Origin of the sequence: Pleionea sediminis, from assembly GCF_007570825.1 — a bacterium.
Lineage (GTDB): Bacteria > Pseudomonadota > Gammaproteobacteria > Enterobacterales > Kangiellaceae > Pleionea > Pleionea sediminis.
In genome coordinates, this window is the sequence record NZ_SUNB01000009.1 from 19380 (window position 1) to 35479 (window position 16100).

Annotated in this window: 18 protein-coding genes and 1 pseudogene; 15 read left to right on the plus strand and 4 right to left on the minus strand. The window is 39.0% G+C overall.

What is annotated here, in order from left to right; all coding sequences use genetic code 11:
- Positions 1 to 213: 213 nt before the first annotated feature.
- Positions 214 to 1410: pseudogene (locus FAX86_RS20595) on the minus strand (IS256 family transposase); the annotation flags it as partial.
- A 105-nt stretch (positions 1411 to 1515) separates the two neighbouring features.
- Positions 1516 to 1965 carry a hypothetical protein gene (locus FAX86_RS20600; RefSeq protein ID WP_144395388.1) on the minus strand — a complete coding sequence of 150 codons (450 nt, stop codon included), beginning with the start codon at positions 1963 to 1965 and terminating at the stop codon, positions 1516 to 1518.
- Positions 1966 to 2727: 762 nt separating this feature from the next.
- Between FAX86_RS20600 and FAX86_RS20605 the strand changes: the two genes are divergently transcribed.
- From FAX86_RS20605 to FAX86_RS20635, 8 genes are all read left to right on the plus strand, one after another.
- Positions 2728 to 3072: a hypothetical protein gene (locus FAX86_RS20605; protein WP_144395389.1), complete on the plus strand. Its 345-nt coding sequence runs from the start codon at positions 2728 to 2730 to the stop codon at positions 3070 to 3072.
- A gap of 12 nt (positions 3073 to 3084) precedes the next feature.
- Positions 3085 to 4968 carry a PKD domain-containing protein gene (locus tag FAX86_RS20610; protein ID WP_144395390.1) on the plus strand — a complete coding sequence of 628 codons (1884 nt, stop codon included), beginning with the start codon at positions 3085 to 3087 and terminating at the stop codon, positions 4966 to 4968.
- A 506-nt stretch (positions 4969 to 5474) separates the two neighbouring features.
- A complete protein-coding gene (gene lepB, locus FAX86_RS20615; RefSeq protein ID WP_164503694.1) occupies positions 5475 to 6191 on the plus strand; it encodes a signal peptidase I in 717 nt (238 codons plus the stop codon).
- A gap of 64 nt (positions 6192 to 6255) precedes the next feature.
- Positions 6256 to 6972: a hypothetical protein gene (locus FAX86_RS20620; protein ID WP_144395392.1), complete on the plus strand. Its 717-nt coding sequence runs from the start codon at positions 6256 to 6258 to the stop codon at positions 6970 to 6972.
- Positions 6973 to 7035: 63 nt separating this feature from the next.
- A complete protein-coding gene (locus FAX86_RS22325) occupies positions 7036 to 7203 on the plus strand; it encodes a hypothetical protein (RefSeq protein ID WP_164503695.1) in 168 nt (55 codons plus the stop codon).
- Positions 7203 to 7331 (plus strand): hypothetical protein, encoded by a 129-nt coding sequence (locus tag FAX86_RS22885; RefSeq protein WP_144395393.1) that lies wholly within the window; start codon positions 7203 to 7205, stop codon positions 7329 to 7331. Before FAX86_RS22325 ends, FAX86_RS22885 begins: the two co-directional genes overlap by 1 nt.
- Positions 7273 to 7503: a hypothetical protein gene (locus FAX86_RS20630; RefSeq protein WP_144395394.1), complete on the plus strand. Its 231-nt coding sequence runs from the start codon at positions 7273 to 7275 to the stop codon at positions 7501 to 7503. The genes FAX86_RS22885 and FAX86_RS20630 overlap by 59 nt, the downstream gene beginning before the upstream one ends.
- 51 nt (positions 7504 to 7554) lie before the next feature.
- Complete coding sequence (locus tag FAX86_RS20635) at positions 7555 to 7881, plus strand: hypothetical protein (RefSeq protein ID WP_144395395.1); 327 nt, start codon at positions 7555 to 7557, stop codon at positions 7879 to 7881.
- Positions 7882 to 8065: 184 nt separating this feature from the next.
- Here FAX86_RS20635 and FAX86_RS20640 read toward each other — a convergent pair whose 3' ends face one another.
- The gene (locus FAX86_RS20640) at positions 8066 to 9658 is read right to left on the minus strand and encodes a 2Fe-2S iron-sulfur cluster-binding protein (RefSeq protein WP_144395396.1); all 1593 of its coding nucleotides are present in this window, start codon (positions 9656 to 9658) and stop codon (positions 8066 to 8068) included.
- A gap of 55 nt (positions 9659 to 9713) precedes the next feature.
- A complete protein-coding gene (locus FAX86_RS20645; protein ID WP_144395397.1) occupies positions 9714 to 10259 on the minus strand; it encodes a carboxymuconolactone decarboxylase family protein in 546 nt (181 codons plus the stop codon).
- A 133-nt stretch (positions 10260 to 10392) separates the two neighbouring features.
- Here FAX86_RS20645 and FAX86_RS20650 point away from each other — a divergent pair, with 133 nt between their 5' ends.
- From FAX86_RS20650 to FAX86_RS20680, 7 genes are all read left to right on the plus strand, one after another.
- Entirely contained in the window at positions 10393 to 11292 is a 900-nt protein-coding gene (locus FAX86_RS20650) for a LysR substrate-binding domain-containing protein (protein WP_144395398.1), read from the plus strand.
- A gap of 131 nt (positions 11293 to 11423) precedes the next feature.
- Complete coding sequence (locus FAX86_RS20655) at positions 11424 to 11696, plus strand: transposase (protein WP_144395399.1); 273 nt, start codon at positions 11424 to 11426, stop codon at positions 11694 to 11696.
- 245 nt (positions 11697 to 11941) lie between these two features.
- A complete protein-coding gene (locus FAX86_RS20660; RefSeq protein WP_144395400.1) occupies positions 11942 to 12403 on the plus strand; it encodes a helix-turn-helix domain-containing protein in 462 nt (153 codons plus the stop codon).
- Positions 12404 to 12464: 61 nt separating this feature from the next.
- A complete protein-coding gene (locus tag FAX86_RS20665) occupies positions 12465 to 12785 on the plus strand; it encodes a hypothetical protein (RefSeq protein ID WP_144395401.1) in 321 nt (106 codons plus the stop codon).
- Positions 12786 to 12805: 20 nt separating this feature from the next.
- A complete protein-coding gene (locus FAX86_RS20670) occupies positions 12806 to 13822 on the plus strand; it encodes a hypothetical protein (RefSeq protein ID WP_144395402.1) in 1017 nt (338 codons plus the stop codon).
- A 208-nt stretch (positions 13823 to 14030) separates the two neighbouring features.
- The gene (locus FAX86_RS20675; RefSeq protein WP_144395403.1) at positions 14031 to 14561 is read left to right on the plus strand and encodes a tetraspanin family protein; all 531 of its coding nucleotides are present in this window, start codon (positions 14031 to 14033) and stop codon (positions 14559 to 14561) included.
- Between the two features lie 585 nt (positions 14562 to 15146).
- Positions 15147 to 16064 (plus strand): S41 family peptidase, encoded by a 918-nt coding sequence (locus tag FAX86_RS20680; RefSeq protein WP_164503696.1) that lies wholly within the window; start codon positions 15147 to 15149, stop codon positions 16062 to 16064.
- Positions 16065 to 16100: the final 36 nt, after the last annotated feature.

Sequence of the window (16100 nt, forward strand, 5' to 3'; positions counted from 1 at the left end):
AAACGGAATGTCTTTTCCAGTGATGACTCAGCTAAAAAATGATATTCCTAGTAATTAAAGACGCTAGCAAGAAATGGATAATGCCGATTCAAAACTGGCGTCACACGATGAGTCGTTAAATTATTGAGTTCGAGGAACGACTCGAAAAATATATTAACTAAATGATAGTCACACAGAATGAGAGCGTTCAGAATTCTGTGTCAGCCTAAGTTTTTAAAGTTCTAGCTCACCATCTAATCGCCCTTCGAAGTGGATGGCAAGTTGCGACAATGTAAGGTTCCAATTTTGAACGGGCATTGTCCACTTCTTCGAAGCATTTAATATGCCCGCATACAGTAATTTCATCAAGCTATTTTCATTAGGAAACGCACCTTTGGTTTTAGTCATTTTTCTAAATTGGCGATGAACCGCCTCTATAGCATTAGTGGTATAAATCGCTTTGCGCACATAGTCAGGATATTTGAAGTAGACGGATAAGTTATCCCATTTGCGGCGCCAGGAGTCGATAACAATCGGGTATTGGCTTCCCCATTTTGCATCCAATTCATCCAAAGCAGTTTCAGCGGCGCTTTTATTCGTTGCTCGATAAACTGGTTTGAGGTCAGCCATAAAGGCTTTCTGATGCTTGGAGCCGACGTACCTCATCGAGTTTCGAATTTGATGAATCACGCATTGTTGAACTTCGGTTTTTGGGTAAATCGTTGCTATCGCTTCAGGGAATCCTTTCAAGCCATCAACGCAGGCGATTAAGATATCGTTGACGCCACGATTATGTAAATCGGTCAATACACTGAGCCAGTAATTAGCGCCTTCTGACTCTGAAAGATAAAGTCCTAATAATTCTTTCTTGCCTTCAATGGATACGCCTAGCACGGTGTAAACAGCTTTGCTGACGAAATGACCACTGCTTTCACTTTATAGTGGATTGCATCGAGCCAGACGAATGGATAAATTGAATCGAGTTGACGTTCCTGCCTGGCTTTGAGTTCAGGCAGCAATTGGTCAGTAACACCTGTGATGGTTGCTTCGGAAACTTCGATACCGTATAACTCTTGAACGTGACCACGAATATCGCGATAGCTCATGCAGAGTGCGTACATGGAAAGGATTTTACGGTCAATTTCGTCGGTGAGTTTGGTTTGATTTTTCTTAACTAACTGAGGCTCGAACGTGCCTGCCCGATCTCGCGGCGTTTCCAATTCAAACTGACCAACACTCGATTTAATCGTTTTCTTGCTACTACCGTTTTTATGATTGGGCTCTGCTTCTAATTCGAGATGTTGATTGAGCTCAGCCTTGAGGGAAGCTTCAGTGAGCTGTTTGATTAGAGGTGTTAAGACGCCATCTTCAGCGGTCAGCGCCTCCTGATTGAAGTTGTTTTAATGCTTTATTAAAGTCGAATTCTTGAGTCTTATGCCATTCCTGTTTTTAACAGTTTACTGAAATGACACAGATTTCTAAACACTACTCACAGAATCTGTTACAGTCTCGTTTCGTTAGACTCTGTATTTAGGATTAAAACTCTGAGTAGTTAATAATCGATTCTATTTCGGACTTTATTGCTGATAGGTTGCATGGTTCTAACCCTTCTTTCCACGAATTGAATTTATCATTGAAGTATAAGTTAGGACCTTTTTCTTTGGCTTCTCGTAAATCTTCATAAATATCTAATTCGGACTCGTCGCACTCTGAAATGTTCTCATATATGACTCCACTCAACTCCTCATAATGAACAATATTATCTTCCAGCCACAATAAACTACACCAAGGGTCTTCATCTCCAATGATATAGGCTTTTACAAATGGAACTCCATTTTTAGAAAGTCTTTGCATTACAGTCTCAATATCATTTTCTACTGATGAGCCTCCCAAAACAGAAATTTCTACAAGTTTATTATGTTCTTTCACTTCTTCGATCGATGAATCGAGATCGGATAGTAAAGTATTGATTACAAATTCATTCATATCTGCTATTTTTATATCATTCCTGAAATATACTGTTCCGTAAGTCTCCAAGGTGAGTGCTCCATTAACGTTTTGAGATTTGATAACCTAACACTAAGTATTAAATCAACTAAAATCAAGTCGTATATAGAGGAAATATATTGAAACGAAAGTGGACAGTTAAAAGCGTTATTATTCTTTTATTTCTATTGGCTCTTCTTCGTGAGTCGATACAGTCATTGCTTTATATAATTAAAGGTGAGGGTAGCACCTTAGTGGCAGTAATAAGCGGTGTACAGCTTAGCCACATTCAAATATTTATCATTTCCATTATATTACTAGTACTATCTTTAGCTCTTGTGTTTTATTTTGACCGAAAAAATAAACCTAATCCTAAAAACGATTGATTTACTGATAATTAATTGTGAACTTCCGGCGAACCACGCCTAGTTAATTTTGCTGAATCGTCTTAACCTCATCTCCTACCGTTTTGCTAGGAGTGACCTTTACCCTACATTAGAAAAACTCAACTTGCGTGTGGTTCTGTTTATAGGGGCAAGGTCCGTGGCAGAACATGCTCAATATCGGGATTAAGATGATGTTATTTTTGCACTTGATCCTTTATTTATTGGTATATATCATCTGCATTTCGGATATATTTGGCAAAAGCCAATTAAAAGGAATTTAAAGCAGCGTTTGAAACTGCTTTTGTTGATCGAAATTTATACACCTAATCTTAGTTTTTCATTAAGGTTTACCATATTATTTTCTAGAGGAATCGGAATGAAAGTTTCACTCTTTTTATTTGCAATTCTAATTGCTGGCTCTGTAAGTGCCGAAAGCAATATTTCAAGCTGTGTAAGTTCAGATACAGAAATCAGCGTTTTAAATCACGGCCAAAATATACAAACCGTGGTTATGAAAAGTGCGATGGTTTCAAAGCGCTTCACTGGTGAAATTCAGCCAACAACGGGTCTTTTATATTTAAAAGCTAAAGACGATAACAAGGCTAATGCACTAGTAATTCATAAAGTAGAAGCCAATAAATACCAGGTGAAATTTACAATGGACGGTGAATCTGTATCACAAGTTATGGATTGCAAAGTCACTAGACCTATTAACGGATGATCGGAGACTAGAATGAAATTTTCACTATTACAATGGATTGCACTAATTGGTTTTTCGATTAATGCATTTGCTGAAACACAGATAACAATGGATAGCGACTCTGGAGACTGGGTTGGTGGTGGTAGTTCTTATGAGCTTACCGAAAGTACAGGTAGCTTTACCATTAGCCCGTCCCAGAATAATTTGATTGTTAATTATTCTGGTAGCGATTCTTCCGATTTTCGTTATGAGTTTGTAGCACCTAACGATCGTGACCTGGAAGCTGGTGCTTACCTTAATGCTCAACGCGCTCCTTTTCGTGGTCCTCTAAATCCAGGTTTATCAATTACAGGAAATGGTCGAGGATGTAACACAATTAGCGGCTATTTCTACATTTATGAATACTCATTTAATGAAAGTAATCCTGTTATTGCGATTGATTTCGTTCAATTTTGCGATAGTACAGTTAGCAGTTTAACAGGTTCGATTCGTATTAATTCAAGTCTCCCTGTCCCTTATAACTTACCATTTTCCGTTATAGATGGTCCCTCATCGGTTCAGGAGTCAGAAGGATTTTCTCTAAACGGCGGATTTTCTTCTGGAGGAACAAGTGATATTACCGGTTATCACTGGACGCAGGTCTCAGGTCCAAGTGTCGAATTTTCCCAACCTAATAGTTCGTCGACAGAAGTTTCTATTACCGAGTTAGTGGCCCTGGGAGGAGAAGACATTGTTGTTGAGTTAGAAATTACAACTGATAATAGTGGCTCTGATAGCTCGCAGTTTACGGTTAATGCAAAGAGTAAAAGTGATCCTTATAGTTTCTTTCTAATGGAAAGTGCTTCGGGTGACTATATTGGTCAAGGCAGACGCTGGTTTTATGATGAGTCTAACTCAACGATAGGAATATCACGTAATTATGATAAAGGGGTGTCTTTAAACATTAATGGAGATTCATGGTGGAGCGCTGATTTTGCGGCTCCTGGTGATGCTGAGCTTACCGTTGGTCTATACGACCCTGCGACTCGTTTCCCGTTCCAAGATGCGGATGATGCGGGATTAAGTATTTCTGGCGATGGAAGGGGATGTAATCGATCTTATGGTTCATTCGAAGTGTCGTCTATGGTTTGGGATGGACAGTCTCCAGTATCGTTTCGGGCAACGTATGAGCAACATTGTGAATCGATGTCTGCACCTTTGTTGTCTGGCGAAATTGCTTACAATTCGCTACATCCCAGTGTACCTACTGCGAGTGCAGGTGATGACCTAACCATCAATGAAGGCGAAACCTTGTCGTTGAATGGATCTGGTTCCTATGACAGTGATGGCTCTATCGCTATTTATCAGTGGTCAATCGATGATCCCGAAACGACGATTAATTCATCGGATACTTCGAGGGCAAATCTTGATGCGCCAACACTGGGTGATCGCGTTAGTAGTAAAGTATTCACGGCGACATTATTGATTATTGATGATCTTGGTTATCAAGCGAAAGACGACGTGAAAATTACAGTCTTACAAAACAATGCTGCGCCTATAGCTAATGATGATTCAGCCCAAGTGAGCGTTGGTGGGAGTGTCGATTTAATGCCATTATTAAATGATCAGGATTCTGATGGAAGAATCTTGATGGATTCTATTATTATCACTTCGCAACCCAGTTTTGGTAACGTTATCGTTGAGTCTGATGGAACCGTTAAATATACTCATACGGGAAGCGCAACAGGGGAAGATTCATTCACTTATAAAGTGAGTGATAATGACGGTGAGATTTCCAATTCTGCGACTTTTAAATTAACGATTAGTAACTCGGCTCCTTCTGATGATTCGACAGACTCAAATGGTTCAGGCGGTCCAATTAACTTGTGGTTTATGCTTTTAGTAATGTTATGCGCAACTAGAGCAAGAAATCGATAGATGTCTGACGAGAGAGTTAAGAAAGGGCGGCAACGCCCTTTCTTAATACTTAACTTTTGGCGATGAGGAGCGGCAGACTCTTAACAAATCGCTGTGAGATACTATACATAGCTAGCGAACTAATTCACTATTTAGCAATTATTCTAAACTTAAGTAAACAAGCCATTTAAAGAAACATTTCACAAAGAAATCTTATTATATTTCACATTTAAGCAAGTCAGAATAACTCTTTCTAACTCTATTGGCTATACTATAAAGCATCTTTGATGCTTTTAATTTTAACACTATCCTGATGGGCTATTGCACTACACACAGTTAAGTTGTCTAGTTCAACCTCTCTTAAGGTCAATAGATATTTAAAGTCAGTGACAGTAAAGTTCAATGCCTCTCCTAACGTGCGCTCCATCATTTTGATGCTAAAATAAGGCGCAAGAGCCACTCAATCTAGATATATATTCTTGCTAATGCCTGCTTCATTAAATTTATGGTTTTTGATGAGAAAGCTCATGCTGATTGCAACCAACCTATTCATACCGGGTTGGGGCTTATGGCTAATGGGTTTTTATCGAACCGGTGTATTAGTATTTGCTGTTTATGTTGGACTATTACTGGCTTTTTCCTGGACAGGCTTATTATTAATACAGACGGGTACTATTGGTTTTCTTCTGTGTCATGCTGCTTTGGCTATCTATAGCATTATTCGCGGTTGGTCTGAACATCGTCCGGTTCGTTTTTTATGGAACGGACTGGTTCGACTAATTACTTCTCTCCAATATCTAACTATTCTTATTATTCTGGCTGTTTTTAAAGCTAAGTTACTAGGATGGCAGGTATACCAAATACCATCTCCTTCGATGGCGCCTGCTTTACAAATAGGCGATATCATCATCGCAGATACCCGCCCATGGGTAGTCAATTCAATAATCCGAGGCGATATAATGGTGTTTTACCCTCCCAACATCGATAGCTATGTTTACATCAAACGTGTGATGGGTGTTGCTGGCGATAAACTTGCCATCAATGAGGGCGAGTTATTGGTAAATGATAACTCTATGGCAACGGGATTAAGAACTCAATCCATGTCAGAGCGCACCATATTGCCAGCTCATTTTTTTATGATGGGGGATAATCACAGTCAAAGTCGAGACAGTCGCTTTTGGGGTGATGTTGGCCAGGATCGTATGGTGGCTAAGTTCTATCGTGTGGTGTATCGAAAAAATTAAAATGAGATATATTTAATGACTCGAAATACAGGGATATCTATAGTTTTATTAGAGGTGCATTAAGATGTCTTTAAATACTATAGGTCTCAAATATGATGATATTCACTATGGGTCTCAACTAAATAAAAATTACTTGGTTGAGAAAGGTGTTAACCATAATTTCTTGGATGCCTTTCAATCTGGACTCGAGTCTATTTTTTCTAATTTAAAAACTAATCAAAGTAGAACATTTGAAAAACTATTTGCTGCGAAAGAGTATGCACTTTTAGAAACTAAAGAATTCGATGGTACAAGTCTATTTACTTTAACTCTTCTCTATGAGAGCGGTTTGCTATCGAGTAACTTAATTAACGGTAGAACTATTAGTAGGAGAGTAAAAAGTCAAAAGGTTATTCCTAAAACACTGGAATTTTTAGACGTTAGATTGCATGGTTACTATCAATATTTGAATGGGTTAAGTGTTACAAAGAATAATAATCCATTCGTTTTAGAAAATTATTTATTGCCAAGGTCTTTCAACGCGTTTGATGAACTAGATAGTTACATGAAAGATCATGAATTAAACATTAAGTTTAAAGGGGATGTAAACGTTGATTCTAAAAGCTTGTTAGTATGGATATACTGCAATCAAGATAGACTTATACTAATTGATAAAAATAGCCCTGATAAAGCGCTGTTGGAAGCGTGTGTAGCTAATAACGGTAACTATGAGTTAAAAAATTTATCAGTAGAGGATATTGATATTTATTGTGCGAATATCATTTCTAACTTTGGGTGTTAGATAATAATAAGATCTGGGGTCAGGTCACTGGATAAATAATATAGCTTATTATAGATTTAAAACATGGCCAGACCTGATCGAATAGAATACGAAGATGCGACTTATCATGTGATGAATCGTGGCCGTGGTCGTCAGATGATATTTCATGATGAGGATTACTATAAGGCCTTTGAAACGACCCTTCTGAAGCAAATAAACGTATTGACGTACATATTCATGCTTACTGTCTAATGGGCAATCATTACCACTTACTTCTGCAAACCCCGAGGGCCAACCTTGCTCGTGTCATGCGGCATATCAATGGCGTATACACACAGCGCTATAACCGTCTTAAAAAAAACGGATGGCGCTCTCTTTAGGGGGCGCTACAAATCACTCCTGGTGGAAGATGATATCGATGCACTCTATGTCAGTCGTTATATACATCGAAACCCTATCGACATGAAGCGACCTTTGGTTACTCGATTAGAAGAGTATCGGCATTCAAGTTATCCCGCTTATATCAACAAGTCGAAAGTACCGGAATGGTAATCGAGAGACTTCCTGTATGGATTGGAAGGCTCTGCGAAACGATATTCTGGAATGCGCCAGTTTGTTGAGGTAGGTGTCGATGAGAACACGGCTAAACTGTACAGTAAGAAGAGATGGTCTATGGTGTACGGTAGCGAAGACTTTCGACAATGGGTGGCTGATGAAAAGCTGAAACAAAAATCGGTAACGAAAAAAGCTTCCATAGTGAGTAATCGACCATCAATCGAACAGGTAATAGTCGTTGTCTGTGACTACTATAAAATAAGCTATGGTGATGTTATTGCTGTTCATAAGGGTAGAGGCGTTAAGAATCGTCCTAGAAATGTTGCCATTTATTTTTGTCAGGAAGTCGCTGACAAGACATTACGAGCAAGTTAAGAAAGCAAGTGAAAACCGACGCAAAAATGCAGAAGGATATCGATGAAATAAGTCGATTAATTATTGAAACCGTGACCTGACCCCTATGGTTTTTTGTAAAATGTGAATTACGTTTATACACTCTTAAAGAAATGTGATTGCATGCAAGTAAAGTATTTACTTTAGAAAGTTATTCCTTCAAGGATCACAAGTCAATCACTAACGTATCACTAGAGGCTCGAGAGATACAGGGACACATTAGTTTGTCATTCTCTTTTTCATATTTGGATAAGACTTCATCATTGTGCTCAGGTTTTCCTTCGATTACTTTGACTTTGCATGAACCACAGATCCCAGTTTTGCAGCTGTAGGGTAGATCAATTCCTTCCGCCAAAATGGCTTCCAGCAGTGTAGTATCTGATGCCACTTCAATCGTTTTTTGTGTTCGATTTAATGTTAGTTTCACTGGCTTTGCGTTACTTTGTGCTACTGGAGAAAAGCGCTCAAAATGTAAAGACAAATCACTAGGTCGCTGAAGATTAATTTGCTTTTTTATTTCACTGAGCAATCTTTCCGGTCCGCAGACATAAATGCGTGATTTTTTCGGCGCTTGTTGAATTAGCGACTCAATATTTAAACGTTGACCTTCCGACTTATCATAAATAGTGAGCTCATTATTGAACTCTAGTTTTAATCGCCAAGAAAAAGCCATTTCGGCTTCGTTATTTCCAAGGTAATGTAATTCAAATGGCCGTTTTTGGATTTTTAGCTTTTGTGCCATAGGTTTTATGGCCGTAATGCCAATTCCACCCGCTATTAAAATGATCGGTGTTTTACCTTCCTCTAGGGCGAAGTTGTTCTTTGGGTAGTCACATTGTAATTCAACATCAATATGTAAGAGTCTATGGGCTGCACGAGAGCCTCCTTGGCCATTTTTCTCTTGTTTGACAGCAATCTCATAGATATCCCGTCGAGCGGGGTTTGAGCAGATGGAGTAGTGTCGATAAATTTCTGTACCGTCTTCTAGTCTTAATGGAATCTTAAGGTGAGAGCCCGCTTCAACCGCAGGAAGAGAGCGTCCATCCGATGAGCGTAATTCAAAAGCTCGGATATCGGGTGTTAACTGTCGTACGCCAGTTACTTTAAGCTTTAAAGGGCCAGTTCCATAAAACGCGGCGTTAGTTTGTTCTGAGTGATTACTGGAGTCTGTTGTTAATTGTCGTTTCAGTTCGGCAATTTCATTTTGTAGTGGTTCTAATAACTCTTCAACATGACGATCAGTAAAACGTGGTGTTATATGTTGCGGGCAATTCCAATCGAAAGCATCTATTTTAATAAGGAATACTCGCTCGACTTGAGCACGATACTGACTGTCTTCAAACTGTGCGAGCAACTCCCAATCATCGTCGACCACAGTGACATGTCCCAATACTTTCAGTCGCGTTTTGTTCGGATAATCCATCAAAATAAGAGAGACACGGTCGTTTGTTCGAAAATTTCCTGTACTAATGTACTGCCTATTTCCTGAAAAATCGGCAAAGCCAATAGTTTTTGCATCGATGACTCGTAAAAATCCTTCGGGTCCGCCGCGGTGTTGAACATAAGGCCAGTTTGTTTCGCTAACGCTTGCCATATAGAAGCTGTCGCGAGCTTGAATAAAGTCAGCTTCGCGCTGACTGAGTAAAAAATTAACATCGTCTCCTTGCTCCATCGATGCGTAAGATTTGCGACTGTTTTGTTTTTCTTGCTCTTGCTTTACTTTGGATGTGAAAGCGATCTCTGCGTATTTGTGTCCCACGAGTGTCTCCTCTTACTGACTAAATTGGGTGCGACTAATATCGCACCCTTAGTGATTAAGATGCTTTTTGAAGGCTTACTTTTGGAAAATCGATTTCAACTCGGCTAGCCTTTCCTAATATGTTAGTTAAAACATTCATTCCAACGTGGGTTATGATCTCGACTATGTCCGATTCTGAGTAACCTGCCTTACGAGCTTCAAGGATTTCCGACGTTGTGACTTCACCATTATTTTCAGCTAATGACTTTGCAAACTTAACTGCAACCGCAGCTTTCGCATCATGGCTTGAGCCTGCCCGATTCGCTTCTATTTCAGCTCCTGAAAGACCGGCCTTACTTCCTATTGCTGTATGGGCTGAAACGCAGTACTCACAAGCATTTTGCTCGGCCAACGCTAGGGCTATTCGTTCTTTCGTTGCGGTATCGAGACTTCCTTCGTTAGCAATAGAGTGTAGACCTAAAAATGCCTTTAGTGCACTGGGCGAATTAGCAAATACTTTCAAAAAGTTTGGTAGCATGCCCAGTTGCCCAACAATCGCATCAAATAATTCTGATTGCTCTTGAGTGGCTGACTCTCTTTCTACGACGTTAATTCGGCTCATATTGTTTCTCCTATTGGTTTCATAAAATAAAGTTTTTAATGCCTGTGTATTTGGCATGTGTGTATTCTGCCTAATTTCTTTATGGTAAAGAATATGCTTAAATTGAAATTAATAATTGCGTATGGAGAAATAAATGGACCAGTTTCATTTGATGACGGTTTTTGTCGCCGTCGCAGAAGAAGAGGGCTTTGCGGCAGCCGCGCGGCGTCTGGACTTGTCTCCTCCGGCTGTGACTCGAGGTGTATCCGCATTGGAGCAACGCCTTGGGGTAAAGCTTTTCACTCGTACAACAAGGTACGTAAGAGTTACTGAAGCTGGCCAACGTTACTTAGAGGATTCGAAGAAAATATTAGCGGATCTCGAGATGGCGAATGAGGCCGCCGCCGGTATCAATGCCGCGCCTAGTGGGAGGATTGTTATAACGGCTCCAGTGCTTTTTGGACAAATATATGTAATGCCTATTGTTGCTGAATACCTTAATCGTTACGTAGACACACAGGTTGATGCATTGTTTGTCGACCGAGTCGTTAATTTGATCGATGAAGGGGTCGATGTAGGTATTCGAATAGGCGCTTTACCCGACTCCAGTATGCGCGCAATCCGTGTCGGCCAAGTTCGTATGGTGGCCTGTGCTTCACCTGAATACATTAATGCTTATGGAATTGTTCAATCCCCAGAAGAGCTCTCCAAGCACTCTATTATTGCGTCGGTAGCTGGAAATCGGGCGATAAGTTGGAAATTTGAGAATGAGTCATCGACTCGTTTAAAGCCCATTGAACAACGGTTAACCGTTTCGTCAAACCAGTCAGCGATTGAAGCTGCGGTCCGTGGACTAGGAATTACACGGTTATTGTCGTACCAAATTGCTCCCTATCTTGAAACTAATGAGTTAAAAATATTACTCGAAAACTATGAACCAAAGCCTTTGCCGGTACATATTATTCATCGTGAGGGTAGGTTTGCCTCAAAAAAAGTGCGCGCATTTATTGATATGGCCGCGGATGCTTTACGATCGAATAAAAACTTAAATTGATGGGGCGCGAAACTTTAACGTCTTAAAAGTAGATACTTTTATTCTTTATTTATTTTATCTTCGATAAGGTCTGCACATAGATAAGGGGTCAGGTCATTGGATAATTAATATAGCTATTATATATTTAAAACATGCCCAGACCTGACCGAATAGAATACGAAGATGCGATTTATCATGTGATGAATCGTGGCCGTGGTCGTCAGATAATCTTTCATGATGAGGATTACTATCAGGCCTTTGAAACGCACCTTTCTGAAGCAAATAAACGTATTGACGTACATATTCATGCTTACTGTCTAATGGGCAATCATTACCACTTACTTCTGCAAACCCCGAGAGCCAACCTTGCTCGTGTCATGCGTCATATCAATGGCGTATACACACAGCGTTATAATCGTCTTTAAAAAACGGATGGCGCTCTCTTTAGGGGGCGCTACAAATCACTCCAGGTGGAAGATGATATCTATGCACTTTATGTCAGTCGTTATATACATCGTAACCCTATCGACATGAAGCGCCTTTGGTTACTCGATTAGAAGAGTATCGGCATTCAAGTTATCCCGCTTATATCAACAAGTCGAAAGCACCGGAATGGTAATCGAGAGACTTCCTGTATGGATTGGAAGGCTCTGCGAAACGATATTCTGGAATGCGCCAGTTTGTTGAGGTAGGTGTCGATGAGAACACGGCTAAACTGTACAGTAAGAAGAAATGGTCTATGGTGTACGGTAGCGAAGACTTTCGACAATGGGTGGCTGATGAAAAGCTGAAACAAAAATCGGTAACGAAAAAAGCTTCCATCGTGAGTAATCGACCATCAATCGAACAGGTAATAGGCGTTGTCTGTGACTACTATAAAATAAGCTATGGTGATGTTATTGCTGTTCGTAAGGGTAGAGGCGTTAAGAATCGTCCTAGAAATGTTGCCATTTATTTTTGTCAGGAAGTCGCTGACAAGACATTAAGTGAGATAGCTCAAGTGTTCGGCTTTACTCATCCTAATTCAGTAAGTTACGTAACGAGCAAGTTAAGAAAGCAAGTGATAACCGACACAAAAATGCAGAAGGATATCGATGAAATAAGTCGATTAATTATTGAAACCGTGACCTGACCCCTATGCTTTTAATCAAGGTATTATATCGAGTTTTTGGAAGAGTGAAAGTGTTCCTGAAATGTATAAAAAATATTCTAAAGGGTGCAGTGATTATCCCGGTGATCAAAAGATAACATGTAAAGGAATCAAGTATGCAACTATTGTGTTGAAAAATGCAAAATACGATCTTAACTATACTTGGAGAGTCCTTAAAGATAATCCAGATCCAAAACCAGATGAATGGATTTGTTTTGAGTATGGAACTAACTATTTTCCGAATAAATCATGGGAAACTATAAAAGGATACGCTTTAAGTAATAAAACTGTAGAAGGTAAGGAACCAAAAGATAATGCCCCTTCAGAAAGAATGGACTGTCCGTCAGTTACTCAGAAACCTTAAATTTCTTTAGGAAAGAATAAATGTTAAAAATCATATTAGGTCTTTTTTTTACTGTTACTACATTACAGAGTGTATCTAAAAGTAAGTACGAAAATTATATATTTCAGCCAAATTATTCTAATGTGATAAATGAGTTTAATAAACCTGATGCGTTAAGTAAGTTTGTTTACCCTTGGTATGAGTTTCGCTCTATTTCTTATTTAAGTACTAATAAAAATGAATTTGTATTATTCGGAGTAGATGTGGCTGATGAATCAGTAAACGAATTGATGAAGTTAAGAAAGGACTCTAAAAAGAACCTGAGAGTTAATTACTTTGATTCTGGAGGAGATGCATTTGTTATAAATTCTTCTGATGGTATTCGTATAGAGTTTGGCCCTAGTTTTTCTGGTGACCTTATTTCGACCGGGCACAAAGCGCACGATTACTTCGGTTGCATTGAATCAAAGCCAATTTTTGAAGCCAGTATGATAAAAGATAATGGAAGTTCTGTTTGGGTGATTACAGGAATGGGAAATAATCTTCCATATGCAGGAGTTATTGAGAATATAAAGGTATCTGTTTACGATGGGCAAACTACCGAAAAATATTTTGAGTATTATGCGATGATTGCTTCCTACATTGATGAGCCTTGGAGGGATTTTGATTACGTACTAGGAGAAACTAGAAATCGTAATTCACCTTTATTTAATGAATCGTTTCGTGGTAAGAAGCTGTTTTCTAAAGTTTTTATTGATGACTTTAATAAAGATGATAGGTTAGATGTGATAATTTGGCATCGTCAGTATCATTCGACCTTAGTGTCAGATAAAGATCGAAAAGGGTTTATATTTGAAAAGGAATGGTATACGCATTACGAAGAGAAAGATAATAGTTTTGTTAAAAAGGAAATGACTGTAGAAGCAGGCACTAAATTATTAGAAAGTGTGAATTTAACTTGGAAAGATGGGTTTCCAAAAGGCAATAGTCTATGTGACGGTAGAGAGGCAACAGTGCCTATGATGCCTTTGGTTATTGACCCTAGATTTGCATATTAAGTATTTCACTCAACTGAGAAGTTGGTTTTTAGTCTTTGGATTATCGGCATTGAACTAAATTTGACAAATAACTTAAGATTCTGACTTATAGTTAAATGGATATCCTATTTTTTCGCAGGGTGTATCTCTGAGTTTGATATTAGTGGTTTTGTAGAAAAGACTGGTTTACACGCTATAACGATTTAAAAAGTAAGTGGAGCGAAGCTTAATGACAGCAAAAAATAGACAATATAAACAGCCAAGAGAATCTAGGCTTATTGCTGGCGTACTAGTGCTGATATTTGGTATTGGTATCTTCTTTTTCTCTTGTTTGGTTGCTCTTGAGTCGTTTAGTCAAAGCCCGATTGTAATTACTTTATTCCTCGGTTTAGGTCTTATAATGATCGTAGCGGGTCTTTGCTTCTCGGCTTGTATACCGGAATTGGAAATTGACCAAAAAAGAAAAGTTCTAATAATAGCGACATCTTGTATACTTTTTAAAAAGAAAAAGTTTGTGCCATTTTCTAAATTAAAAGAAGTCGGAATTAAAGAGCTATATCATGCGGGTGACCGGTCTGATGAAACGGGTTCCTCGTACTATGTTGAGATTCGAAGCCATTCAAATATAGAGGTTCCTGGAACTAAAGGTCGGAGTATAGATGACGCGTCGCGAACTGCAGGCGATATTGCAGATCAACTAGGAGTTAGTTTTAATCCAAAAATACGAGATGTCTTTACCGGAAGTATAAAAATTAGTTAGTTGATCAATTCAATACCAAATTCGGCCCATATGAAAAGACAGAAGGGGGCGGGATTCTAGACGAAAGATTACTGATTTATTAGCTTTGTCTTATGCCGAGATAAGAGCGAATTAAATACAAGAATAAAATTCTAAAACGTCTATGTTTTTATTAAAGGGTTTAGCTGTATTTTGTTATTTAGACTTATCCATCAAAGACCAATTTTTATCACTTTTAATTAACTTCGGGATTGCTCTTGTTATATGTATTCGGGTGAAGAGCAAGCTCAGCCCTGTATTTTCTGTTTGGTTACGGTCATTCCAGAAAAAGCGATGAATAATATTGATAATAAGATATTCAGCAACGAGTAATCCTCCGGGCATGAACAAAATCGATGGCGGTGGTCGCCCCCCCTCACTAGTCCACTGCGCTTTTCATACTCGGCGACGCGGTACATTAAAATAGCAGAGCAGATGGTAATAAAGAGTAAACTGTAGTTCATTTCTTTTACTCATTTTATTTGGGTTTAAACGCTGAGTTGTGATTCCATGCGAAAGACTTGTAAAATATCAGGAAAATTACTACATATATTAGACGAACGCTTGATGAAATACGTATTAAAGATAATTCTGCTTTTACTCGGAGTGGCTACTTGTAAGGCAAGCATTATTGATGAGGTCATCAGCTTAGCTAAAAAGCATTCCTATAAGTCTGATAGCATAAACTGGGAGCAGGCAAAACAGACGATAACGCAAAGGTGCGCTAATAAAGAAGTCAATACTCAATGTGTGCTTAACAACTTATTGACAGTTATTAATGATCAACACAGCTTTATTGCAACTTCTTCTAAAAACTCAAGTTGCGAGATAGGCGACTCATTTCAACCGAATGGTTGGCTGGAGCAGAAAATTGCGTATATTGAAATTCCATCCTTAATGTGCGGAGACCCTGTAAAGCAGAATCTCTATATTCGAACGCACTTAAAGCTAATTGCTGAGCTTGACTCACAAGAGCCTGAATATTGGGTGATTGATTTAAGAGGTAATCGAGGTGGTCATATGTGGCCAATGTTATCGGTGGCAAGTGTCTTCTTAAATACACAAACAGCTGGATATGCAATTAAGAATAATCAAAAGATGTTTGGTTGGTGGGCGAAGGAAGGTGAAGTGGGAGTTTATCAAAATACACATGCCGGGCAATTTACTGCTATTGATATTAAAAAGCCGGTTGTCGTCTTAATTAACAAGGAGACAGGCAGCGCGGCTGAAGCCACCGCTATTTCGTTTATCGGAAGAGAACAAACCTTAATCGCTGGTAAGCAGTCGAAAGGTCTAGCAACAATGAATCAGCCATTCAACTTGAGTGATGGTAGTCGCTTAATGCTTGCAACCGCCTATTTTGCAAGTCGAAATCTGGATACATTCCCAGATGGAGTAACCCCTGATATTTCAGTAGAAATCAATGACCAAAAAGAAGTTATTAATTTTGCAAAGTCGGCTTGGGAGAATGTATTTAGTAAGTAGTATCGATATAACTCGGTGTATGTACCACGAATAAGT